This window comes from Corynebacterium afermentans subsp. lipophilum (assembly GCF_030408375.1).
Lineage (GTDB): Bacteria > Actinomycetota > Actinomycetes > Mycobacteriales > Mycobacteriaceae > Corynebacterium > Corynebacterium lipophilum.
The window spans coordinates 1,328,346-1,349,540 of the sequence record NZ_CP046530.1; the positions used below are offsets into that span (position 1 = coordinate 1,328,346).

Sequence of the window (21,195 nt, forward strand, 5' to 3'; positions counted from 1 at the left end):
TCCTACTTGTCCGTCTCAGTGTCGGTTTCAGAGATTCGGCGGCTCTTGGCCAAGGCACCGAAGCCTGCACCTGCTACAACCAGCACACCCGCCAGTGCGAGCAGCACTTTCATGGTGGTGCTCATGCCTTCGGCCGCGTCAACAACTGGGTCCTGGCTCGCGTCCGAGGTGGTCTCACCGGATGGGTTGAAGCTGAACGAGGTCATTCCCTTCGTCGAGTGCCCGTCGGACGAGACGATCTGGTAGCCCACCTTGTAGTCGCCCGGCTGTGCGTCAAGGTCCGCCGGAACGTCGAGGGTGACAAACCGGCCGTCAATCTCGGGCTCGCCGGAGTAGACAACCTCGGATTGCCCGTTGATGTCCCGGGAGAGCGCCACGGTGTTGAAGCCGTCCTGGATTTCCCCGGAAAACTCCAGGGTCACAGCGTCGGGAAACTCACTGACCACTCCCTTATCTTCGGGGTCCGAGCCAATCACGGAGTCGTGAGCGTAAGCGGGCGCTGCCGCGCACAGCGTAGCAGTCGCCGCCAGGGCCGCGATTGCGCCACCTCGTGTAAATGATGCCGGGATGAGCATGCTGCCTCCTCAAGTAAAACCAATGCGCCGACTGGCGCTAAGAGCACTAGTCGCATCCAAATCCACGTTAGTTCCCGGCGCACCCGCCCCAAAACTGCGAACCGGGCAACGCAGCCTAAACGCCGATATCGGCGTTTACCCCCGGACCCGAGACGCGACCTGGGCTTTTCCAAGGGGCGACCCCACAAATGCCGATATCGGCGTTTAGCGTGCAAACGCAAAAAGCCCCAGGCTGCTATCAACCTGGGGCGTATTTTGTGGTCCTAGCTGGGATCGAACCAGCGACCTTTCCGGTGTGAACGGAACGCTCTTCCACTGAGCCATAGGACCGAACGAGAAGAGAGATTACACACCAAAGCCGAAAGTTCCGAATCGGCTGGTCATCACGGATAACAGCGGGTGCCGATACGTGGGCCGTCGAAAGGCGAATGCGCCTTGGATCAAATTGCACCCGCGTAATTCACACATCACCCCCTGAAAGGGGCCGTGACATGGCGATTTGTAACGGCGGGCAGTATGCGGATAAGGTTTGTTCTCGCATTCAACGCGGACAGCGTGGAACGCATGCGGATGTAGCGCAGTTGGTAGCGCATCACCTTGCCAAGGTGAGGGTCGCGAGTTCGAGTCTCGTCATCCGCTCCAGTTCCCCAGAGGAACTTGGGCGCGATTAGCTCAGCGGTAGAGCACTACCTCGACACGGTAGGGGTCACTGGTTCGATCCCAGTATCGCGCACAGAGGGTTTATCCCCTCGTCAACTGAATAGCAATGCGGATGTAGCGCAGTTGGTAGCGCATCACCTTGCCAAGGTGAGGGTCGCGAGTTCGAGTCTCGTCATCCGCTCCAAGTACTTCGGGTTGAGGCCGAATACTTCGGAGGTAACTCCACGGTGGATTGGTCGAGTGGTTAGGCAACGGTCTGCAAAACCGTGTACACGGGTTCGATTCCCGTATCCACCTCCAAGCTGCAATAGCCTTGCGCGATTAGCTCAGCGGTAGAGCACTACCTCGACACGGTAGGGGTCACTGGTTCGATCCCAGTATCGCGCACAGAGGGTTCATCCCCTCGTCAACTGAATAGCAATGCGGATGTAGCGCAGTTGGTAGCGCATCACCTTGCCAAGGTGAGGGTCGCGAGTTCGAGTCTCGTCATCCGCTCCACGCAACAAAAGGGGCCCACCTTCCCGGTGGGCCCCTTTTGCTATTCCTGCTCCCCTGCCTCCAGGCGTTGCAGGTACAGCCGGGCGACGGTGAATTCCAGCGGCTCTTCCAACGGCGACGAGTACGTGCGCTCCCCGAAGTCGCGCGCAAGCTGGCGGCGGGCAGCGTCCACAATGGAGCCAACGAGCCCGGAGGACACCTGCATCGGGTTCTTTGGCGCGAACGCCGCCTCCGCCGGCACTCCCCGGTCCACCGCGAGCTTGCGGAAAATGTACTTGTCGTGTCCACTGTCGTCGGGCTGCACCAGCGAAGGGTGGATGCGCTGCGCGAGCTCAACAGCCGCGTGGGTCTGCCAGATCTGGACGTGCCGCTCGGGATCGTCCATGAGCCGCTCGTAGAAGTCCGGCACAAACCGCTCGCGCTTGAAGTTCTGGGAGACGTTTGCCCGCAGCGTCGCATCCCACGCCTCAACGAGACTCTCCCCCGCCGCGGGAACCACCGTGTGCCCGCCCATGAACAGCGCGTCAGCCCCGGCTCCGGAGAGAAGTACGCCTTCGGCGCCGTGCTCGTGCGAAGCGCCGTCGATAGCCGCCAGCACACAACCCGCCGAGATCTCCCACGGCTCCGGGAACTCGAGGGCCCGCACGACCCGCGCGAGAAGCCGCTCGAAGTCTTCGTCGGTGGGGCGAACAATCACGTGCTCGAGACCGCATTGCTTTGCGACGGCTGCCGCCCTGTCCACCTCCGGATCCTCCGCTTGCTGGCTGTAGGTCACGGCCAACGCGCCCGGCGCGACCTCGGCCACGTAGGTGGCCAGCAGGATGGAATCGATGCCGCCGGAGAGTTGGAGCACGGGCCGCCCCGCACTGCGGGCGACGGCGGCGGTGACGCGTGCACGAAGGTAGTGGTCGATCGCGGCCGCCGCTTCGCCGGCGTCGGCGATGTCGTAGGGCCCTTTGGTCAGCTCCTGTTCGTCTGCGACGTATTCGAGCGCTGCCCCAGTGATGTCGTGCATAGCTACGTTGTCCTTTCGCGGTAGCCGTCGTGAAGCTGCGCACCGGTGCGTCGTTGCTCGCCGGAGACGCTGTCCAAAAATGGTGCCAGCTGATAGTTGGTGTTCCTCATCTGCTCGATGTCGCGCTCAAGCCCGCTGATCCGCTCTTGGAGCTCGGCTGTCTTTCGCGGGCGTCGCAGCGAGAACTTCTGGGGTTTCGTGCGGACCTCCTTGGGGCCCTCGCGGCCTTCGCGCACCCGGAATACGGTGTTGCGCACCAAAAGGAAGAAGCCGACCATGATGAGTGCCATCAGACCGATGAGCCCGACGCGCTCGAGGGTGGAGATGCCGTCGATGCCCAGCACGCTGATGTTGGTGATCAACAACCCCATCAGAGCAGCAAACAGCGACAGCACCTCTACAGATTTCCACACGAGCTGGTTCGACTCTGACTCGAGCTGGCGGGACAACGCCTGCACCTTCTCGTCCACAGAAGCTACCTGCCTCTCGACGGCACTGCGGATGGCCGTTTGCACCTGCCACTCGGTGGAGACCAGCAGCCGGTAGTTCTTGTACTCCTCGTGGCGGGCAAGCTGTTGCGGGTCCAGTACCCGGATTGCCATGTCCAGCGATTCCACGGCGCGCCGGTAGCAGTAGTTCTGGTCTTCCAGCAGCGTTGGGTCGGCGCTAAGGGTCTGCTCCAATTCGGGTGCGTGGGTCGCGGACGGCCCAGTTTCGAAATCCCACTGCGTTGCTGCGGCGATTCTGCGGTAGGCCTCCCCCATCCGGTAGTACGCGTTGCCGTCCTTGGGATCCGACTTGACCAGAGACTCCGCCAGAATCAGCATCTCTACCCCGTAGAAGCGGAACGGAAACAGCCACAGGCCGTGCAGCAAGAGGTGGCGCAGCTTTACGGGCACACGGTCCAGGTGCCGCGAGAGGTTTGTCGGACTTTCTGGATCTAGGCCGATGGAGGAAAACAGCTCTGACGGCACGATCCGTTTTCCGGCGCTGAGTTGCGCGAACGTGAGGTAGATGCCGTTGAGGTCGTAGGGGCCGACTTGCAGTGGGGCGTCGTCGGCGCGGCTGAGCACTTCAAAAATGCCGTCGTAGTTGAAGTCGAACCGGTACAGCTGCAGCTCAATCAGCGCGGTTGCCAGGTACAGCAGGCGTGGTTGCTCCACGCTGCCGTGGCGGCGCACGCGCTGCGGCTCATGCGCGCCGAGCCCTCGTTCCCTGGCCTGCCAACAGACATCGGTGACCATGTTTAGGAAGGGCTCGAACCAGACCATCTCGGTTGCTGTTTCCGCGGTCGGCGCGAATGCCGCCCGCGCGGATTCGGCGAGGTTGTCCTTCCACTGGTGCTTGTCCGAGCGGTCGAACAGGAGCGTGTAAAACTCGGCAGTTTCCGAGTCCGCAATCCAGCCCTTTCTGGCAGCGCCAGCTGCCGCGGCGAGGTCAAAACGGTTTCCGGTAGGTTGCACAACATCCCCTTCAACAGACTGGAAGCAAGTGTAATGAACGAGCGGCCTCAAGCCCTTGATCCGGAACTACTCATCGGACAGGTGAAGCCTCCCGGACAGCGGGAGACTCGTCTCATGGGTATTGCGGCGCTGACTGGCGCTGCCGCGAGTAACGGCACCTCTTCCGGTTTGGGCAACGACACCGATTTCGCGCTGCTCAACGCTTTGCGCATCTGGTCGGATGCAGTGCTCGTCGGTGCGGAGACCGCACGCAAGGAGAACTACTTCGGGGTGCGCACTACCCAACAGCAGCGCGAGACGCGGCGCGCACGCGAGCAAGCTGAAGTGCCACCGATTGTCGTCATGACCAGGAGCCTGAATTTCAACACTGCAACGCAGCTGTTCACGGACACGCGCACACCGCCGTTGTTCACGGTGCCCGAGAGCCTGTTGGGCGACGAGGACGTCTCTGCACGCGCGCGAAACATCGAGCAGGCGGGCGGTGTAATCGTGCCAGTGGAAGGCCAACACGTGTCGGCAGTCGTGGCTGCACTTCACGCGCGCGGGTTGGCCCGCATCGTGTGCGAAGGCGGGCCCAGCTTGAATGCCCAGCTCATCGGCACCGGAGAGGTTGATGTGTTCCACTACACCGTCAGCCCGCGTGCGGTGCAGCCGTCTGAACTACGCCTGTTCGCTGAAGCGGACGCACCCTCAGACCGCGCCTTCGTGCTCGAGGCTGCGCACGCCACAAACGACTCCATGCTCTTCCTGCGCTACCGGAGCGCGCGCGAAAGCTAGCCGCACCCCGCCAGGTACGGTTAGGCGCGTGATTGCTACACCACCGCCACGAAACGCCGCCGAGGAACCCGAGGCGGGTTCGACCGCAGTGCAGCCCCAGACTTCCGACGAGCGCGCGGGCCTCACACCGGCGATTACCGTTGCCACCTGGCCTATCGCGGTGCTTCTGGTTCTGCACCGGCTGTTCATCCTCGCGCGCGCAGGTTCTGTGACGGACGATTTCACTACCGTGTGGTCCGCAGCGCGCCGTTTCGTGGAACGCGTTCCCGTGTACAACGAGGTCTACACCCACGTCGATCCGCATTACCTTTACAACCCGGGCGCAACGCTGCTGCTCGCGCCGCTGGGGCTTATCGCCGACATCGACCTGGCGCGCCCGCTGTTCATCGCTGTCAACGCCGCGTGCATCATCGCCGCGTTGGCCTGGCTGACCAAGCTTGCGGGCCGTCCACTTTCCGGGCCGACGTTTCCGGTGGCCATCGCACTGGCATTTGCCACTGAGGCCGTGACCAACACACTGGTGTTTTCCAACATCAACGGCATACTGCTGCTCGCATTGGTGGCCTGTATCGCGCTGCACCTTGCCCGCCGCGATGTCGCTGCGGGCATCGTGCTGGGGTTCGCCATCTTGGTCAAGCCGATGTTCGCCCCGCTCGTAGTTCTGCCGCTGTTGCAGCTGCGTTGGCGCCCCGCGCTCGGCGCTATCGGCATTCCGGTGGTGATGAACCTTATCGCCTGGCCGCTGACTCCCGGCGCCCGCGACTACCTCGATGTCGTTGTGCCGTATTTGGGGGTCACACGCGACTACGCCAACTCTTCCCTGTCCGGGTTCGCCGTGTATTTCGGCATGCCTAGCTGGGCGTACGGTGCACTGTTCGTTCTGCTGGCAGCCGCGGTCGCCGGGGCCGTCCTCGGGCTTTTACGAGTGCGCCACAGCCAGGAGCTGCTGTATCTCTCCGTGGGCTCCGGAGTGCTGCTCGCCGGGGTGTGCCTGCTGTCCTCCTTGGGCCAGGCGTACTACTCCATGATGCTGTTTCCCGCCCTGTTTACGGTGTTCCACCCGGATAGTCCCCTGCGCAGCTGGCCCGCTTGGCTCGGCGCTGCGCTGTGCCTGTCCCCCTTGAACTGGTCCAGCGCGTTGCACCCGCTGACCGGTAGCTGGCTCAACACGTTTTTGCCCACTGCCGGGTGGGCCGTGTTTATTGTCGCGTGCGCTGCGTGGGTATTGTTTAGGCAAACCTTGCTCGCTCCGGCAGAAAGGATTGGGCGATGACGGATTACAAGGACTTCACCGACGCGCAGTGGCGCCAGAAACTCAGCCCGGAGGAGTTCCACGTCCTGCGGGAAGCAGGCACAGAACCCCCGGGCGTCGGCGAGTACACCAACACCACCTCCGAGGGCGTGTACCGCTGCCGCGCGTGCGGCGCCGAGCTGTTCCGCTCCACCGAGAAGTTCGACGCCCACTGCGGTTGGCCCTCGTTCTTCTCCCCGCTGGCGGGCGACGCCATCATCGAGCGCGAGGACACCTCTCTCGGCATGGTGCGCACCGAGGTTTTGTGCGCAAACTGCCACTCCCACCTAGGCCATGTCTTCGCCGGCGAGGGTTTCAACACCCCCACCGATCTGCGCTACTGCATTAATTCCATTTCGTTGACGTTCGACGAAGCGTAGAAAAGGCGCCGCAAAGCAATTGCTTTCCAACGCCACCTTCGGTGCCCAGCCGCTTAGGGCAGCACCGAAATGATCTCGCCGATGTCGCCGACCCGGCGGCCCGTCTGGAACGGGATCTCCTCGCGCACGTGCAGGCGGGCCTCGGTGTAGCGCATGGTCTTCATCAACGCCTCGATGCGCTCCAGCGTCGGTGCCTCAAAGGCGAGCATCCACTCGTAGTCGCCGAGCGTGAAGGCCTCGACGGTGTTGGCTCGCACATCCGCAAAATCGCGGGCCGCCATGCCGTGCTCCGCGAGGATGCGGCGGCGCTCCTGCGGGTCCATCACGTACCAGTCGTAGGAGCGCACGAACGGGTAGACCGTAATCCAGTCCCCCGGCTCCTCACCCATGATGAAGCTAGGCAGGTGAGACTTGTTGAACTCGGCGGGGCGGTGCAGCCCGTTGCCGATCCAGCTCAATTCCACCTTCTGCCCGAGCTCCGTCTCGCGGCGGAAATCCGCGAGGGCCTTTTGCAGATGCTCGAACTCTTCGGCGTGCCACCAGATCATGAAGTCAGCATCAGCGCGGATACCGGTGTTGTCGTAAATGCCGCGGACCGTGACCACGCCTTCCTGCTCGAGGTTGGAGAAGAAGGCGCGTGCTTCGTCGATAAGCTGGCTGCGCTCGGTGCCAAGCACCCCGGGGAGCGCACGGAACACAGCGAACTGCAGAAAGCGCTGCGTGGCGTTGAGTTTGTCAAAGTCGAGCTTGGCCATGGATTTTGCCCCTTCCCTGCCGCACGGCAGATCAAACGAAAGTCGTAGGACATTCTACGCCCTAGGTTCCGACACTCACGGCGCGCCTCCCCCAACCGCGCCGGTTGCTGGATACGTTTGAGCCTGTGATGAAACCGGACACCACCTCCCCCATGTCCGCCGGAAGCGCGGGCGGCAACAGGGACGACCACGGCAACAGTGATTCCTGGCCCGCAGAATTCAGCGCGGCCGTTGAATCCATGCACGCGGCGCGCCTGCGCCCCGAAATCACCCTGGGCACCATCCGCCCGCCGCAGCGCCCCGCACCGTTCAGCCACGCCGTCGGCTTGGAGGTCGCGCACGCGGACGAAGAAAACGTCCCGGTCGACTCTGAAGGCGATGCCTTCGGCCGCCTGATCTTGCTGCACTCGCCCGCCGCGGAAGAAGCGTGGGAGGGCACCATGCGCCTGGTCGCCTACATCCAGGCCGACATGGACGACGCTGTAGCCTCGGACCCGCTGCTTCCGGACGTAGCCTGGCAGTGGCTTAACGAATCGCTGGCTGAGACAGGCGCGCGCCACACCAACCTCGGCGGCACCGTCACATCGACTGCCTCTGTGCGCTTCGGCGAGATCGGCGGGCCGCCACGCGCTTACCAGCTGGAGATGCGCGCGTCCTGGACCGCAGAGGGCACCGACCTTCAACACCACGTCGAAGCGTTTTCCAAGGTGCTCGCGCACGTGGCCGGTTTGCCTCCGGAGGGTGTGGCACAGCTCGGCGCGCGCTAATATCGTTTTTTGATGAGTGCCCGGCTGGACTACCGCCTTGTAGATACGCCCGCCGCCTTTCGTGAGGCAGCCGGCGCACTCGCGCACGGTCGCGGACCGTTCGCCGTGGACACTGAACGCGCCTCCTCCTTCCGCTACGGCAACCGCGCCTTTCTCGTGCAGGTAGCGCGCCGTGGCGCGGGAACGTTTCTGATAGCGCCCGAGGGCCACCGCGACGAGGTACGCGAGATCTTCGCACCCGTGCTGGGTGGACAAGAATGGATCATCCACGCCGCGGGAGAAGACCTGCGCAGCCTGGCACTGCTCGGCTTGCACCCCGGCATCCTTTTCGACACCGAGCTGGCATCACGGATCGTCGGCTACGACCGCCCCAACCTCGCCGCCATGGTCGAGCGTTTCGTCGGTGTGGAGCTGGAAAAAGGCCACGGCCACGAGGATTGGTCGCGCACACCGCTGCCAAAGTCGTGGCAAGACTACGCCGCACTCGACGTGGAATACCTCCACGAGCTGGCAGAAGCGCTCACGGAAGTCCTCGACGCTCACGGCAAACTGCGTTGGGCGTTCGAGGAGTTCGCGCACCTGATCGCCGTATATTCGAAGACTCCCTACCCGGAGAAGACGTGGCGGGATATGAAAGGGCTCGCGTCAGTACGTGACCAATCCGGGCTCCAAGTCGCCCGCGAACTCTGGCACGCGCGTGAAGAGATCAGCGAACAGCGCGACATCGCCCCGGGGCGGCTACTTCCCAACCGGGCTTTATTGGCTATCGCGCTCGCCGAACCGGACTCCCCTCGCGGACTGACTCGTGCGATCGGGAGTAAAGGCATGCCCTCGCGGGACGTGCGACGCTGGCTCGGCGTGGTCGAACGCGCACTTTCGGCGGACCCAGCCACGTGGCCGCGACGCCGAGATCCGCGTGAAAACAGCACACCATCGAAATCCGGCTGGGAACGCCACTACCCCGAATCGTGGCAGATGCTGCAGCTGTGCCGCGAAGACATCGCCGCCAGCGCAGAGGACTTAGACATTCGTCCCGACATTTTGCTCACGCCCGCGATTTTGCGCGAGACGGTGTGGAACGCGCCCGACAAGTCGCCGGCGTGGGACACCCACCAGGCGGCAACGGCCCTGGAGAAAGCGGGCGCGCGACCGTGGCAGATCCAAATCACTGCGCCGATCTTGGCCGCAGCGCACGCGGAGATGCTCGAGCTGGTCTAGCGCTTCGCTTCAGCTTCCGGGTCCGCCAGGCTGGCCGCCCACTGACGAACCTGATCCGCAGCAGAGGCTGGATCAAGGCCGTACTCCTGCAGGATCTCGCCGCGAGATGCGTGCAGCGGGAAAATATCCGGGAAAGCCAGCTGCCGCACCGGGGTATCCACCTCCGCGGCCGCGAGCGCCTCGGCTACAGCGGATCCCACGCCACCGCGGACCACGCCGTCTTCGTACACCACCACCAGGTCGGTTTCCGCGGCCAACTCCAGCACGTCAGATGAGACGGGGATGACCCAGCGCGGGTCTACCACGGTTGCCCGGATGCCGTCGTCACGCACCGCTTCTGCTACCTCGAGGCCGTACCTCGCAAACGCACCGACGGCGACGATCAGCACGTCGATGTCGTCCTCGGTGCCCTCGCCCTCCGGGCGTGCCAGCACGTCGGTACCGCCGGCAAGACGCTCGAGAGTGTCAATATCAGCGCCAACCGCGCCCTTGGGGAAGCGGACTGCCGTCGGCCCGTCGTCGACAGCAATAGCCTCGGCGAACTCCTCACGCAGACGAGCCGCATCCCGCGGCGCCGCAATGCGGATGCCCGGCACGATAGAGGCGATCGCCATATCCCACACGCCGTTGTGGCTGGCGCCGTCCGAACCGGTCACGCCGGCGCGGTCGAGCACCAACGTGACAGGCTGATCAATCAGTCCGACATCCATGAGCAGCTGGTCGAACGCCCGGTTCAAAAACGTCGAGTACACCGCGACAACCGGGTGCAGGCCGCCGAGCGCCATGCCCGAGGCGGAAGCGACAGCGTGCTGCTCCGCAATGCCGACATCGAAGAAGCGGTCCGGGAACTGCTCCGCAAAAGGCTGCAAGCCGGTCGGCCCCGCCATCGCTGCGGTGATGGCCACGATATCGTCGCGCTCGTGGCCGGCGCGCAACAACTCCTCGGTGAACACAGACGTCCAGCCCGGCTCAGACGCTGCGAGCGACTGCCCTGTCACCGGGTCGATCACACCTGTGGAGTGCATCTGATCCGCCACATTGTTCACGGCCGGGGCGAACCCGTGGCCCTTTTCAGTGACCACGTGCAAGATCAGCGGCCCCTCATAGCGCTTGGCGTATTTGAAAGCGTTGAGCAGGCTTTTAATGTCGTGGCCTTCAACTGGGCCGACGTACTTCATTCCCAGCTCAGGGAACATCTCGGTGGGCAGCACCTGGTACTTCACGCCTTCTTTGAGCGCGTGCAGTGCGTCGAACGTGCGCTCGCCTACCCAGCCCATGGACTTCAACGTCTTCTTGCCGGACTCCATCACTTCGTCGTACGCCGGCTGCATTCGAAGCGCCGCGAGCTGGTCGCGAAGTTTTGTCAGGTTGTTGGCGAACCCGCCGATAGTCGGCGAGTAGGACCGGCCGTTGTCGTTGACCACGATGACAACGTTGCGGTTGGCCGCCGCGATGTTGTTCAGCGCCTCCCAGCACATGCCGCCGGTCAACGCACCGTCTCCTACAACCGCGACGACGTTGTCGCCATCGCTGCCCTTCAGCGCCTTTGCCTTGGCAAGGCCGTCCGCGTACGACAACGACGCACTCGCGTGCGAGGACTCGGTCCAATCGTGCTCCGACTCCGCGCGCGCCGTGTATCCGGAAAGCCCGCCCTTTTTACGCAGCGTGTCAAACTGCCCGCCGCGGCCGGTGAGGATCTTGTGCACGTACGACTGGTGGGAGGTGTCCCAAATAATCGGGTCGTTCGGTGAATCGAAGATGTAGTGCAGTGCAATGGTCATCTCCACCACACCCAGGTTGGGGCCGAGGTGCCCGCCGGTGGCGGAGACCTTCTGGATCAGCATCTCGCGGATCTCATCCGCCAGATCTTCAAGCTGCACAGGAGAAAGCTTGCGGACATCCGCTGGCGTCGCTATGTGCTCGAGCAGTGCCACAGTCCTGTCGTACTCCTTCGCCATATCGGGCGCGCCCGGGAGTGGGCGCAGCTGCCGTTTCGTTCACGCTAGTTTACACGCTGGCTTTCTCACGAAGATTCGTCCCGCGACACCGGCTCAAGCATCGCCATCACTTCGAAGTGGTGGGTGTTCGGGAACGCGTCGATAAGCTTCATCTGTTTCACCGCGTAGCCGCGCTCGCCAAAGCCCGCTAGATCGCGCGCGAACGTCGCCGGGTCGCATCCGACGTGGATGATGCGCTCTGGTGCCGCCTGAGCGATCGCACGGACCACGTCCGCCCCCGCGCCTGCCCGCGGCGGGTCCAGCACAACTAAGCCGGGACGCTCCAGCTCCCCCACGACTGCCGCGGTATCGCCGTGGTGCACGCGCACCTCGCACGCGTCGGCGACTTGCTGGTGCCGGGAGGTGGCGGCGCTGGAGTAGTCCACTGTTTCAATCCGGCCGCCGCCGAGCGCCGCGCTCATCGCCGGGACAAACGCGCCGACACCGCCGTAGAGGTCCCAACCCACGCGGTTGGCGTACGCGCCTGCGCCCCACTGGTAGATGACATCGGAATACGCCTCCGGGGCACGCTGGTGCGCCTGCCAGAACGCAGTCGGCGGAAAAACGAAGTCGAACCCGCGCACGTGTTCCAACAGCTCACCTGGCCCTTCAAGAACGCGCTCGACGCGCTCCGCGCGGCGCCCACGTTGCGCAGCCCGAGTCTCCACCACGTGGCGGGTGCCCTTCGCGTCAACCGCGACGACGAGCTCAGCTCCGGGAGTGAACGTTTCAGCTCCCTTGCCCACAATGCCGTCGAGCAAGCCCGGCTTCGGCTGCGTGCACTGCACCCCAGCGACAACCTCTGCGGAACGCGCACGCCGCATGCCAGCACTGCCGTTACGATCCACGCCCAACCTGACGCGGGTGCGCCACCCGGTCACTGGTTCGAGCTGAATCGCCTCCACCTCCTGGAGGTCGTACCCGTCCAACACCCCCGTGCGGGAGGACAGCGCCCCCAGTTGCCCCAGAAGCACCTCGCGCTTGAACTCCAGCTGCGCGTCAGCGGCGATATGGGAAAAATCGCAGCACCCCGCACCCGCTGCAGCCGCGGGGCAAGTGGGATCGACTCGGTGCGGCGACGGATCAAGCACGGCGGTAGTCTCCGCGCGGGCCCACCGCTTCTTCACCTTTGTCAGCGTCGCCTCCACCGTGTCTCCGGGGATTGCGCCACGGACGAACACCACACGCCCGTCGGGTGCGTCGGCGATGCCTTCGCCGCCGTGCGCCATGGCACGGACGTGCAAACGCACCGGTGCCCCCGCCGCTACAGCGGGCACACCGGTGCTGTCAGTCAGCTCCGCCATTTACTCGGCAGCAGACGGGGTGTCGCCGCCTGCCTTCGAGCTGCCGCCGGCGGCGCGACGCTCGCGCAGTTCCTGCAGCTGCTTTTGGTTCTCCGCGTTCTGGGCGATGATTTGCTTCAGCGCGTCGCCCAGGGCGTTCGGGTTGCCCTCCGCCGGCGCCTGCGCCGAAGCCTGGCCCTGACGCGCCTTGGCCTCGGCTGCGGCCTGCACCTGCTGCGCCAGCTGCGCGGGCAGCACCACCTGGAGGGAGTTGCCGGCCAGGATCGGATCCTCGCCGCGGTAAACAAAGGAGCGCGCGACGGTCTCGCGACCAATCTCCGCGAGCTGGTCTTCAGAGCCGGTCGGCGCTGCCAGGGTGACGCGGTACAGCCAGCGCGGGCCCTCCACACCGATGATGCGAATGACACCATTGGTGCCGGTGCCAACGATCTCCTGCCCCCACGGACCCTGCTGGATTTCCACCGGCATGCCTTCGGAGCGCATGCCCGCGATGATCTCCTCCGAGGATTCATCCCAGAGGCCGCCGGTCCGCGGCGCGGCGAATGCGACCGGGGTGATACGTCCGTAGCGGGTGACCACGTGGACCATCTTCGGGCCCTGCTCACCCATCTCCACCTGCACCTGGGACTCCTTCGGCAGCGGCACACGGATGGACCCAAGATTGAGGGTGACGTCGGAAAAGTCCGAGAAGTCGAAGTCCTCAATGTCGACGTTGTCGCCGTCGAACGGACCGGTGGAACCGCCAACCGGGTCGTAGTCCGTCAGCGCCTCCACACCCGCTGCGGCGGAGGCGACAGGTGCGGCAGCCGGAGCAGTTTCCTGCTTCTCGACGGGCGAAGCCTCCTCAGCGGCCTCAGTCTGCGGCGCCACCTCGGCATCAGCCGCAGGGGCCTCAGCGCCGGGCTGCTCCTGCTTCGGCTCCAGCGGCGAGGACTCTACGGGTTTTTCCTGCTGCTGCTTCTTCTTTTTCTTGCCAAACGGCCAAAATGCCATCGGTGGTCACTCCCTAAAATTGGTGGTCGCAGATGAGTGTAATTCTTGTGTTTGCGGTTATTGACTGTAGTCCGTGCTAGCGGCGCTAGTGGGTACCGGTCGAGCCGTACCCGCCGTCGCCGCGCTGCGTCTCGTCCAGAGCGTCAACTTCGGTGAAATCCACCAACTCCACGCGCTGAATCACCAGCTGCGCAATCCGCATGCCGCGGGTGATTTCGATCGGCTCGGAGCGGTCGGTGTTGAGCAGGCAGACCTTCAACTCCCCACGGTAGCCCGCGTCAATCGTGCCGGGCGTGTTCACGATGCTCAGCCCGTGCTTGGCTGCCATGCCGGATCGCGGATGGATCAAACCGACCGTACCCACGGGCAACGCGATCGCCACGCCTGTGGCCACGAGTGCCCGCTCCCCCGGCTGCAGCACCAGATCTTCCGCGGAATACAGGTCCGCGCCGGCATCTTCCGGGTGCGCCCGCATCGGCATTGGCAGTTCTGGGTCAAGGCGCTTGACTGGAATCGGCGGGAGCGGATCGCCCACGTATGCGCCGTTAAGGTTGTGTGTGCTGTGCTCGCTGTTTTGCTTCTCCACCCGCCCCACACTACGTCAGGGCCAATGCGCCAGCGCCACTCCGCCAGTACGCGGCACCGGTCTCCCCCGCGACTGCCCTGCAAGTATGCCCCTGCACTGGGCACGCCTATTGTGGAGTGCGTGAGTGAGACCGCTTCGACCCCTTCAAACCCCGGCCCCGAAAAGGCAGCGACGGCTACCACGGCACCTCAGGCGAAGGTGCTGTACACGGAGCGTCAGTGGGTGCCTTGGTATTGGTGGGCTGCCCTCGCCGGGCTCGCGTTGCTGCTCGCCGGACAGTTCGGACTCAACCGCAACGTCTGGTGGTTCGCGGTACCGCTGGTGCTGTTCTCGGCGCTGTTCGCGTGGTTTTTGCTCTGGCTCTCGCGCACCACGGTCTCCGTGGAACAGGACCCGGACGGCACGCGCTGGCTGCTCGTCGAGGACGCGAACCTGCCCAACACCGTAGTCTCGCGCTCCATGGTGGTCCCGGGTTCCGCCCGCCAAAACGCGCTCGGGCGCCAGCTGGACCCGGCGGCGTACCTGGTCTCTCGCCCGTGGGTCAGCGAACACGTCCTCATCGTCTTGGACGACCCGGAGGATCCCACCCCGTACTGGCTGATCTCCGCGAAGCACCCCGAAGAGGTCCTGGCGGCGTTCGCCCCCGGCACTGTCGCCGGATAACCGGGCAGCGGGACAAAAGACTCAAGGGCGGCGCCACCTGGCTAGGTGGGGCCGCCCTTTAGCCGTCGATAGGCAACTGCTTACTCGCAGTCGAGGCAGATCTTCGAACCGTCGTCCTCGGTGTAGGCGAGGCGCTTGTTCTTCTGCACGAGGAAGCAGGACGCGCAGGTGAATTCGTCGTCCTGGCGCGGCTTGACCTCAACGTTGAGCTCCTCGCCGGAGAGGTCCTGGGTCGGAGGCTCCACAGGCTCAACAATCTCGCCGTCGTCGTCCATGCTGCTGCCAGCTACTTCAGCAGCCTTGAGCCCTTCCAAGGAGTCGGTCTCAATTTCGTCGTCCATGCGGCGGCGCGGCGCATCGTAATCGGTGGCCATGGTGGTGTGTCCTCCAGCTCAGCGTGGTCGCCCCGGGAGGGGCCTGAATGTCGTTATTTGAGCGGAATACTAGGTCAAACACATAGTCCTGTCATCTTCCCTGCTCAGACACCAGAAACTTCGCTCACAAGGCGGGTGTCGCGTCGCGTTTGTACACTTCCATTGCATGACGCAAAAGGCTCTGGGTTTCGGTGTCGATATCGGCGGTTCCGGTGTGAAGGGCGCCGTGGTGGATCTACACACCGGCGATTTTGTGGGCGAGCGGGTGAAAATTGCCACGCCGCAACCCGCAACACCGGACGCGGTCGCCGATGTCGTCGGGCAGATCGTCCGTGCGTGCGAGTGGGAAGGCCCAGTAGGCATCACGCTCCCATCGGTGGTGACCCATCAGGTCGCGCGCACCGCCGCCAACATTGATAAATCGTGGGTGGGCACCAACGTGCACGACCTGTTCACCCAGGCGCTCGGACGCGAGACCATCTCTGTGCTTAACGACGCGGATGCGGCGGGCATAGCCGAGGTGGCCTTCGGCAGCGACGCCGCCGGCAGCGGCGCAGTCATCTTCCTCACTTTCGGCACCGGCATCGGATCTGCGTTTCTGGTCGACGGCACATTGTTCCCCAACACCGAACTCGGGCACATGCTTATCGACGGCACCGAGGCAGAGCACTTCGCCTCCTCCGCTGCAAAGGACCGGGAAGAGCTGAGCTACAAAAAGTGGGCCAAGCGCGTGGATAAAGTCCTCCACGAATACGACCGGCTGTTTAACCCTGCGGCGTTTATTGTCGGCGGCGGCATTTCCCGGCACGCGGACAAATGGGTTCCGCTGCTGACAGTAGATACCCCGGTGGCGCCGGCGGCGTTGCGCAACAGGGCCGGCATCGTGGGAGCGGCGATGGCCGCCCAGGACCATGTCGCACCGTAGGTCCGCGGAGGCTGTAATGTACGGTGGTTGCCGTTCAACGGTCGGCCCGCGCGGGGCACGGAATACTCCGCCTGGACGGCTGTTAATATTGGCGTTCTGAAAATTTTTGGACGCATACGTACCCTGGATTGCCAGTGGTAAGGTCCGATTGACTCGAAAGGGCGTACGTGGTAGCCAGCGAAGCTTCAAGCAATAATGCCGACGACGTGACTGCAGTTTCGTCCGACGGTGGCGCAGGCAGCGTTGCCAAATCCAGCGCGAAAAAAGCGGCTAAGAAGGCTGCGAAGAAAACCGCGAAAAAGACCGCCAAGAAGACGGTGAAGAAGACAGCCAAAAAGACGGCGAAAAAGACCGCGAAGAAGGCTGCGAAGAAGGCTGCGAAGAAAACCGCGAGAAAGACGACTGCGAAGAAGGCAACGGCAAAGAAGGCAACTAAAGCAGCGAAAGATGCTGCCGCAGATGCCGACGAGTTGGAGGACGAGCTCCAGGCCGGCGGTAACGACGCTGACGAGCTGAACGCGCAGGATGTCGACCGCGACGATGCGGATTTCGATCCGGAGATCGACGACGAGGACGACACCTTCGACGAAGACATCGACGACGCGCTCGGCGATGATGATGAGGACGACGCGCGCGATGACGACGCCGAGGATGACGAGGACGAGGAAAGCGAAGATAGCTCCTCCGTCTGGGACATCGAAGAGTCCGCCGCACTGCGGCAGGCGCGCAAGGACGCGCAGCTCACAGCATCTGCGGACTCGGTGCGCGCGTACCTCAAACAGATCGGCAAGGTCGCTCTGCTCGATGCCGAGCAGGAAGTCTCGCTTGCCAAGCGCATCGAGGCCGGGTTGTACGCGCAGTACCGTCTCGACGAAATGGCGCGCGCAGCCGCCGAAGGCGACAAAGACGCCAAGCTCACCCCCGCCGTGAAGCGCGACCTGCGGTCGGTTGCTCGCGACGGCCGCAAGGCGAAGAACCACCTGCTGGAAGCAAACCTGCGCTTGGTGGTCTCCCTGGCAAAGCGCTACACCGGTCGCGGCATGGCTTTCTTGGACCTGATCCAGGAGGGCAACCTCGGTCTTATTCGCGCTGTGGAGAAGTTCGACTATTCCAAGGGCTACAAGTTCTCCACTTACGCCACGTGGTGGATCCGCCAGGCCATCACCCGCGCAATGGCGGACCAGGCCCGCACCATCCGTATTCCGGTGCACATGGTCGAAGTCATCAACAAGCTCGGCCGTATCCAGCGCGAGTTGCTGCAGGACCTCGGCCGCGAGCCCACGCCGCTCGAGCTGGCGAAGGAAATGGATATCACCGAGGAGAAAGTCCTCGAGATTCAGCAGTACGCCCGCGAGCCGATCTCGCTTGACCAGACCATCGGCGACGAGGGCGACAGCCAGCTCGGCGACTTCATCGAGGACTCTGAGGCCGTCGTGGCTGTGGACGCGGTGTCGTTCACGCTGCTGCAGGACCAACTGCAAGACGTGCTGCACACCCTCTCCGAGCGCGAGGCCGGTGTTGTACGTCTGCGCTTCGGGCTAACGGACGGCATGCCGCGCACCCTCGACGAGATCGGCCAGGTCTACGGCGTGACGCGCGAGCGCATCCGCCAGATCGAGTCCAAGACCATGTCGAAGTTGCGTCACCCGTCGCGCTCACAGGTGCTGCGCGACTACCTGGATTAATCCCGCAGCCTGGGCATCCTCCCCGCAACGTTGAAGCGCCCCGACCGTTCGTGGTCGGGGCGCTTCAACGTGGTCACGCAAGTGCTTAGTTGTTCAAGCTCTTGTCAACCTCGTCCTCGATGCAGGACTCGTACTGCTCATTATTGCCCTGGAACTGCTCGCACGCTTCAAACACACCGTCGTTGAGCAGCTGCTTCGCCACAGAAATGCCGAAGATGAGCATCAGCACGGACAGGATCGTGGCGATGGCACCCATGACGATGCCGGAGATTGCCATGCCCTTGCGGGAGCCCGGGCCAACAATGGAGTTCGCCTTCTTCACGCCGACGATGCCCAGAATCAGCGCGATCACGCCGAGCACGAGGCCCGGGAAGAGGAATAGCAGGCCCAGCAGGGACAAGATGCCCACGATCATTGCGGCGAGGGCTACACCGTTATTCTGCTGCGCCGGGGCTGCCTCGTAGCCGTACGACGTCGGCGCCTGATTGTAGTTGCCGCCCGCCATACCGTATCCGGGGTGGCCCGGTTCGCCGCGGGTGTAATCCGGCTGTAGCTGCTCGTGACCAGCGTAATCGCCGTAGTTGGAAACGCCCTCCGGGTGGCCGCCGGCAGGGTTGGTGCCGTACTGGCCGCCGGCAGGGTCGGTGCCGTACTGGCCGCCACCGTAGGGGTTTTCACCGTAGGGGTTCTGACCGTTCGGGTTCTGGCCGTTGTAAGGGGTGCTCATCACAATTCCTTTCGTTTCATTGCGGTGCACGCCACTTTACCGCCGGGGCTACCAGTCTCGCAGGAAGGCGATTCGCTCGCGTAACTGCTCAGCGTTGCACAGCGCGGTAGGCGGTCCGCCGCAGGCTTTGCGCACCTCAGTGTGTATCGCGCCGTGGGGCCGGCCGCTCTTACCAGCCGCGATGGCCACTCGGGCGTTGAGCTCCTTGCGCAGTGCGGGGATTTCGTCTGCGGCGGTTGCAGCTTCGCCGGCTGCCGCTTCCGCAGCCGGGGTAGGCTTTGCCGCCGGCTCGCCAAGAACCTCCGCCCGTTCGCGTGCCTTGCGTTCTTCGGCCCTGCGCGCCCGCTCTTCAGCGTCGCGCGCGTCCAGTTGGTCGCTTTGGCGCTTGGCCAAAAGGGTGCGCACCTGGTCGGCGTCAAGCAGGCCGGGCAGACCGAGGAAGTCCTGCTCCTCTGCAGAGCCGACTTGGGTAGGCGTGCCGTAGGTGGAGCCGTCGAAAATCAGCGAATCCAGCTCGGCGGAAGCGCCGATGGATTCGTAAGACGGCATATCGTCCGGCTCGGTTTGGGTGCGGTTGGCTTGCTCGAGCAACTCATCGGACCAGCCTGACTCCCGGTGGGGTTTACCCAGGACGTGGTCACGCGAGACCTCCATCTCCTCCGCCAGTCGCAGCAGCACCGGCACCGACGGCAGGAACACGGAAGCAGACTCGCCCGGCATACGGGAGCGCACGAAGCGGCCGATCGCCTGGGCGAAGAACAACGGAGTGGACGCTGAGGTGGCGTACACGCCCACGGACAACCGCGGCACGTCCACGCCCTCAGAGACCATGCGCACCGCCACCATCCACTCGTCGCGCGAGGCGGAGAACTCGTCGATGCGGTCGGACGCGCCCGGCTCGTCGGAAAGCACCACAGTAACTGGGGTGTTGGACAGCTTCTCCAGAATCTTTGCGTAGGCGCGGGCGGTGGTCTTGTTCGTGGCGATGACAAGGCCGCCAGCATCCGGCATGTTGGCGCGGATCTTCATCAACCTGGTGTGCGCGGCGGAAAGCACCGCGGCAATCCAGTCGCCCTTCGGGTCCAACGCGGTGCGCCAGGCGCGGGTGGTTTGCTCTGCGTTCAGCGGTTCCCCCAAGCGCGCGGAATACTCCTCGCCCGCCGAGTCCTTCCACTGTGCCTCGCCCGAGTACGCGAGGAAGACAACGGGGCGCACCACGCCGTCGGCAAGCGCATGCGAATAGCCGTAGGTGTAGTCGGCCTCTGAAACCAAGTGGCCTTCACCGTCCTCGACGTAACGCACAAACGGGATCTGCGAATCGTCAGAACGAAACGGCGTACCGGTCAGCGCCAGCCGGTGTTCGACATCGTTGTACGCCTCGTAGACGCCGTCGCCCCAGCTCTTGGCGTCGCCGGCGTGGTGGATCTCGTCCAAGATCACCAGCGTGCGACGTGCGGACGCCACAGCGTGGTGCTTGAAGGGGTGCATGCCCACCTGCGCGTAGGTGACCACAATGCCGTCGTAGGAGGCGTTGACGGCAGAGGAATTAGTGAAGTTCGGGTCCAAGGACAGCCCGAAACGCTTCGCCGCGTCGGACCACTGGTGCTTCAGGTGCTCCGTGGGCACGACCACGATGATGCGTTGGACAGTCTTGTCCTCTTTTAAACGCGAGGCCAGAGTCAGCGCGAAGGTGGTTTTGCCCGCACCTGGGGTTGCCACGGCCATGAAGTCGCGCGGCTTGTCGCGGAGAAACGAATCAAGGGCCTCCTGCTGCCATTTGCGCAGCTGGGGCCCAGAAGTCGCGGCGGTCACTTGCGGCGCAGCCCCTTGTAAATCCGTTCGCAGTCGGGGCACACCGGGGATCCCGGCTTGGCCTGCTTTTTCACCGGGAAAGTCTCGCCGCACAACGCCACCACCATTTTGCCGGAGATGGCGGAATCGACGATCTGGTCCTTCTTCACGTAGTGGAAAAACTTGGGCGTGCCGTCGTCTGTGGTCGACGAGGTGTCTTCCCTGAGGTCCGGGCGCTCGAGCGTCTTCGTCGTCGTATTCACGGCATCCATCATGCCCCAATTCGGGCGAGAGGTTAAGCCGGAGGGCTAACCTCAAGGTTCATGAGCGCCAACGAACAGCCATCCACTGAGCGCGCCTCCCGCCGCTTCCGCCGGGGCAGGAAATCCCGCGCGCTGATCACGGATGCTTCCTACACTCCCGAGCAGAATAGGCAGTCGCGCGAGAAGCAGTACGCCGTCTTGCAGGGGTTGCGCTTGCCATTCATTGTCGCGGCAGTGGCTGCGGCGTGGGCTCATTGGTGGGTACTCGCCGGCATTTTCTTCGTGGTCTCTGTCCCGTTGCCGTGGATTGCTGTGGTGCGAGGAAACGCACAGGGCGAGGTACGGGATACCCGCCAGAAGAACGTGTACAAGCCTGCCGTGGCACGCCAGGAGCAGCAGATGTTGGCGCAGCAGCAGCGCACGGCGCTGGATTCGGCCGAGGCGGATCGCGGCAGCTCCCCCGCTATCATCGACCACGACGAATAAGC

Annotated in this window: 21 protein-coding genes and 7 tRNA genes; 15 read left to right on the forward strand and 13 right to left on the reverse strand. The window is 63.9% G+C overall.

Translation table 11 applies throughout. The annotated features are described in order from the left end of the window. Positions 1 to 2: 2 nt before the first annotated feature. Entirely contained in the window at positions 3 to 476 is a 474-nt protein-coding gene (locus CAFEL_RS06355; protein WP_290171966.1) for a copper resistance CopC family protein, read from the reverse strand. Between the two features lie 357 nt (positions 477 to 833). Next, positions 834 to 905 (reverse strand) — tRNA-Val (locus CAFEL_RS06360). A gap of 236 nt (positions 906 to 1,141) precedes the next feature. On the opposite strand from CAFEL_RS06360, the gene CAFEL_RS06365 reads away from it, so the two are divergent. The 6 genes from CAFEL_RS06365 (at position 1,142) to CAFEL_RS06390 (ending at position 1,733) form a co-directional block, all read left to right on the forward strand. Beyond that, positions 1,142 to 1,217, forward strand: a tRNA-Gly gene (locus CAFEL_RS06365). Between the two features lie 19 nt (positions 1,218 to 1,236). Then, a tRNA-Val gene (locus CAFEL_RS06370) sits at positions 1,237 to 1,308 on the forward strand. A gap of 35 nt (positions 1,309 to 1,343) precedes the next feature. Next, a tRNA-Gly gene (locus CAFEL_RS06375) sits at positions 1,344 to 1,419 on the forward strand. A gap of 42 nt (positions 1,420 to 1,461) precedes the next feature. Then, positions 1,462 to 1,535 (forward strand) — tRNA-Cys (locus tag CAFEL_RS06380). A gap of 15 nt (positions 1,536 to 1,550) precedes the next feature. Beyond that, positions 1,551 to 1,622 (forward strand) — tRNA-Val (locus CAFEL_RS06385). 35 nt (positions 1,623 to 1,657) lie between these two features. Further along, positions 1,658 to 1,733, forward strand: a tRNA-Gly gene (locus tag CAFEL_RS06390). A gap of 40 nt (positions 1,734 to 1,773) precedes the next feature. On the opposite strand, the gene CAFEL_RS06395 is transcribed toward CAFEL_RS06390, so the two are convergent. Then, a complete protein-coding gene (locus tag CAFEL_RS06395; protein WP_194559376.1) occupies positions 1,774 to 2,748 on the reverse strand; it encodes an asparagine synthase C-terminal domain-containing protein in 975 nt (324 codons plus the stop codon). A gap of 2 nt (positions 2,749 to 2,750) precedes the next feature. After that, positions 2,751 to 4,211 (reverse strand): hypothetical protein, encoded by a 1,461-nt coding sequence (locus CAFEL_RS06400; RefSeq protein ID WP_194559377.1) that lies wholly within the window; start codon positions 4,209 to 4,211, stop codon positions 2,751 to 2,753. 33 nt (positions 4,212 to 4,244) lie between these two features. Between CAFEL_RS06400 and CAFEL_RS06405 the strand changes: the two genes are divergently transcribed. Genes CAFEL_RS06405 through msrB form a run of 3 tightly spaced genes read left to right on the forward strand, consistent with a single transcriptional unit; the run spans position 4,245 to position 6,659 of the window. Continuing rightward, positions 4,245 to 4,988: a pyrimidine reductase family protein gene (locus CAFEL_RS06405; RefSeq protein WP_194559378.1), complete on the forward strand. Its 744-nt coding sequence runs from the start codon at positions 4,245 to 4,247 to the stop codon at positions 4,986 to 4,988. Positions 4,989 to 5,016: 28 nt separating this feature from the next. Next, complete coding sequence (locus CAFEL_RS06410) at positions 5,017 to 6,261, forward strand: glycosyltransferase family 87 protein (RefSeq protein WP_290171967.1); 1,245 nt, start codon at positions 5,017 to 5,019, stop codon at positions 6,259 to 6,261. Further along, positions 6,258 to 6,659: a peptide-methionine (R)-S-oxide reductase MsrB gene (gene msrB, locus CAFEL_RS06415; protein ID WP_194559379.1), complete on the forward strand. Its 402-nt coding sequence runs from the start codon at positions 6,258 to 6,260 to the stop codon at positions 6,657 to 6,659. Before CAFEL_RS06410 ends, msrB begins: the two co-directional genes overlap by 4 nt. 53 nt (positions 6,660 to 6,712) lie before the next feature. Here msrB and hemQ read toward each other — a convergent pair whose 3' ends face one another. Continuing rightward, positions 6,713 to 7,414: a hydrogen peroxide-dependent heme synthase gene (gene hemQ, locus CAFEL_RS06420; RefSeq protein WP_194559380.1), complete on the reverse strand. Its 702-nt coding sequence runs from the start codon at positions 7,412 to 7,414 to the stop codon at positions 6,713 to 6,715. Between the two features lie 152 nt (positions 7,415 to 7,566). On the opposite strand from hemQ, the gene CAFEL_RS06425 reads away from it, so the two are divergent. Continuing rightward, complete coding sequence (locus tag CAFEL_RS06425) at positions 7,567 to 8,181, forward strand: DUF3000 domain-containing protein (protein ID WP_228496229.1); 615 nt, start codon at positions 7,567 to 7,569, stop codon at positions 8,179 to 8,181. Positions 8,182 to 8,193: 12 nt separating this feature from the next. Then, on the forward strand, positions 8,194 to 9,399 hold the full coding sequence (locus CAFEL_RS06430; protein ID WP_194559381.1) for an HRDC domain-containing protein: 1,206 nt from the start codon (positions 8,194 to 8,196) through the stop codon (positions 9,397 to 9,399). On the opposite strand, the gene dxs is transcribed toward CAFEL_RS06430, so the two are convergent. From dxs to dut, 4 genes are all read right to left on the reverse strand, one after another. After that, positions 9,396 to 11,333 (reverse strand): 1-deoxy-D-xylulose-5-phosphate synthase, encoded by a 1,938-nt coding sequence (gene dxs, locus CAFEL_RS06435; protein ID WP_194559382.1) that lies wholly within the window; start codon positions 11,331 to 11,333, stop codon positions 9,396 to 9,398. The two genes, CAFEL_RS06430 and dxs, sit on opposite strands and share 4 nt — an antisense overlap. 89 nt (positions 11,334 to 11,422) lie before the next feature. Next, complete coding sequence (locus CAFEL_RS06440; protein ID WP_194559383.1) at positions 11,423 to 12,700, reverse strand: class I SAM-dependent RNA methyltransferase; 1,278 nt, start codon at positions 12,698 to 12,700, stop codon at positions 11,423 to 11,425. Further along, entirely contained in the window at positions 12,701 to 13,693 is a 993-nt protein-coding gene (locus tag CAFEL_RS06445) for a DUF3710 domain-containing protein (protein ID WP_194559384.1), read from the reverse strand. Positions 13,694 to 13,778: 85 nt separating this feature from the next. After that, positions 13,779 to 14,228 carry a dUTP diphosphatase gene (gene dut, locus CAFEL_RS06450; protein WP_194559828.1) on the reverse strand — a complete coding sequence of 150 codons (450 nt, stop codon included), beginning with the start codon at positions 14,226 to 14,228 and terminating at the stop codon, positions 13,779 to 13,781. 171 nt (positions 14,229 to 14,399) lie between these two features. On the opposite strand from dut, the gene CAFEL_RS06455 reads away from it, so the two are divergent. Next, on the forward strand, positions 14,400 to 14,942 hold the full coding sequence (locus CAFEL_RS06455; RefSeq protein WP_290171968.1) for a DUF3093 domain-containing protein: 543 nt from the start codon (positions 14,400 to 14,402) through the stop codon (positions 14,940 to 14,942). Positions 14,943 to 15,022: 80 nt separating this feature from the next. Here the strand turns inward: CAFEL_RS06455 and CAFEL_RS06460 are convergent, their stop codons facing one another. After that, entirely contained in the window at positions 15,023 to 15,316 is a 294-nt protein-coding gene (locus CAFEL_RS06460) for a DUF4193 domain-containing protein (protein WP_063936811.1), read from the reverse strand. A gap of 166 nt (positions 15,317 to 15,482) precedes the next feature. Between CAFEL_RS06460 and ppgK the strand changes: the two genes are divergently transcribed. Together ppgK and CAFEL_RS06470 are read left to right on the forward strand one after the other, a co-directional pair. Further along, entirely contained in the window at positions 15,483 to 16,241 is a 759-nt protein-coding gene (ppgK, locus tag CAFEL_RS06465; RefSeq protein WP_194559386.1) for a polyphosphate--glucose phosphotransferase, read from the forward strand. A gap of 167 nt (positions 16,242 to 16,408) precedes the next feature. Further along, the gene (locus tag CAFEL_RS06470) at positions 16,409 to 17,926 is read left to right on the forward strand and encodes an RNA polymerase sigma factor (RefSeq protein WP_194559387.1); all 1,518 of its coding nucleotides are present in this window, start codon (positions 16,409 to 16,411) and stop codon (positions 17,924 to 17,926) included. Between the two features lie 85 nt (positions 17,927 to 18,011). Here CAFEL_RS06470 and CAFEL_RS06475 read toward each other — a convergent pair whose 3' ends face one another. The 3 genes from CAFEL_RS06475 to CAFEL_RS06485 are packed head-to-tail and all read right to left on the reverse strand — an operon-like array spanning position 18,012 to position 20,716. Beyond that, complete coding sequence (locus CAFEL_RS06475) at positions 18,012 to 18,653, reverse strand: DUF4190 domain-containing protein (protein WP_194559388.1); 642 nt, start codon at positions 18,651 to 18,653, stop codon at positions 18,012 to 18,014. 48 nt (positions 18,654 to 18,701) lie between these two features. Then, positions 18,702 to 20,465: a DEAD/DEAH box helicase gene (locus tag CAFEL_RS06480; RefSeq protein ID WP_194559389.1), complete on the reverse strand. Its 1,764-nt coding sequence runs from the start codon at positions 20,463 to 20,465 to the stop codon at positions 18,702 to 18,704. Continuing rightward, the gene (locus CAFEL_RS06485) at positions 20,462 to 20,716 is read right to left on the reverse strand and encodes a DUF3039 domain-containing protein (protein ID WP_034999293.1); all 255 of its coding nucleotides are present in this window, start codon (positions 20,714 to 20,716) and stop codon (positions 20,462 to 20,464) included. Before CAFEL_RS06485 ends, CAFEL_RS06480 begins: the two co-directional genes overlap by 4 nt. 51 nt (positions 20,717 to 20,767) lie before the next feature. Between CAFEL_RS06485 and CAFEL_RS06490 the strand changes: the two genes are divergently transcribed. Next, positions 20,768 to 21,193, forward strand: coding sequence for a DUF3099 domain-containing protein (locus CAFEL_RS06490; protein ID WP_194559390.1), 426 nt, complete (start codon positions 20,768 to 20,770; stop codon positions 21,191 to 21,193). The last annotated feature ends 2 nt before the right edge of the window (positions 21,194 to 21,195 follow it).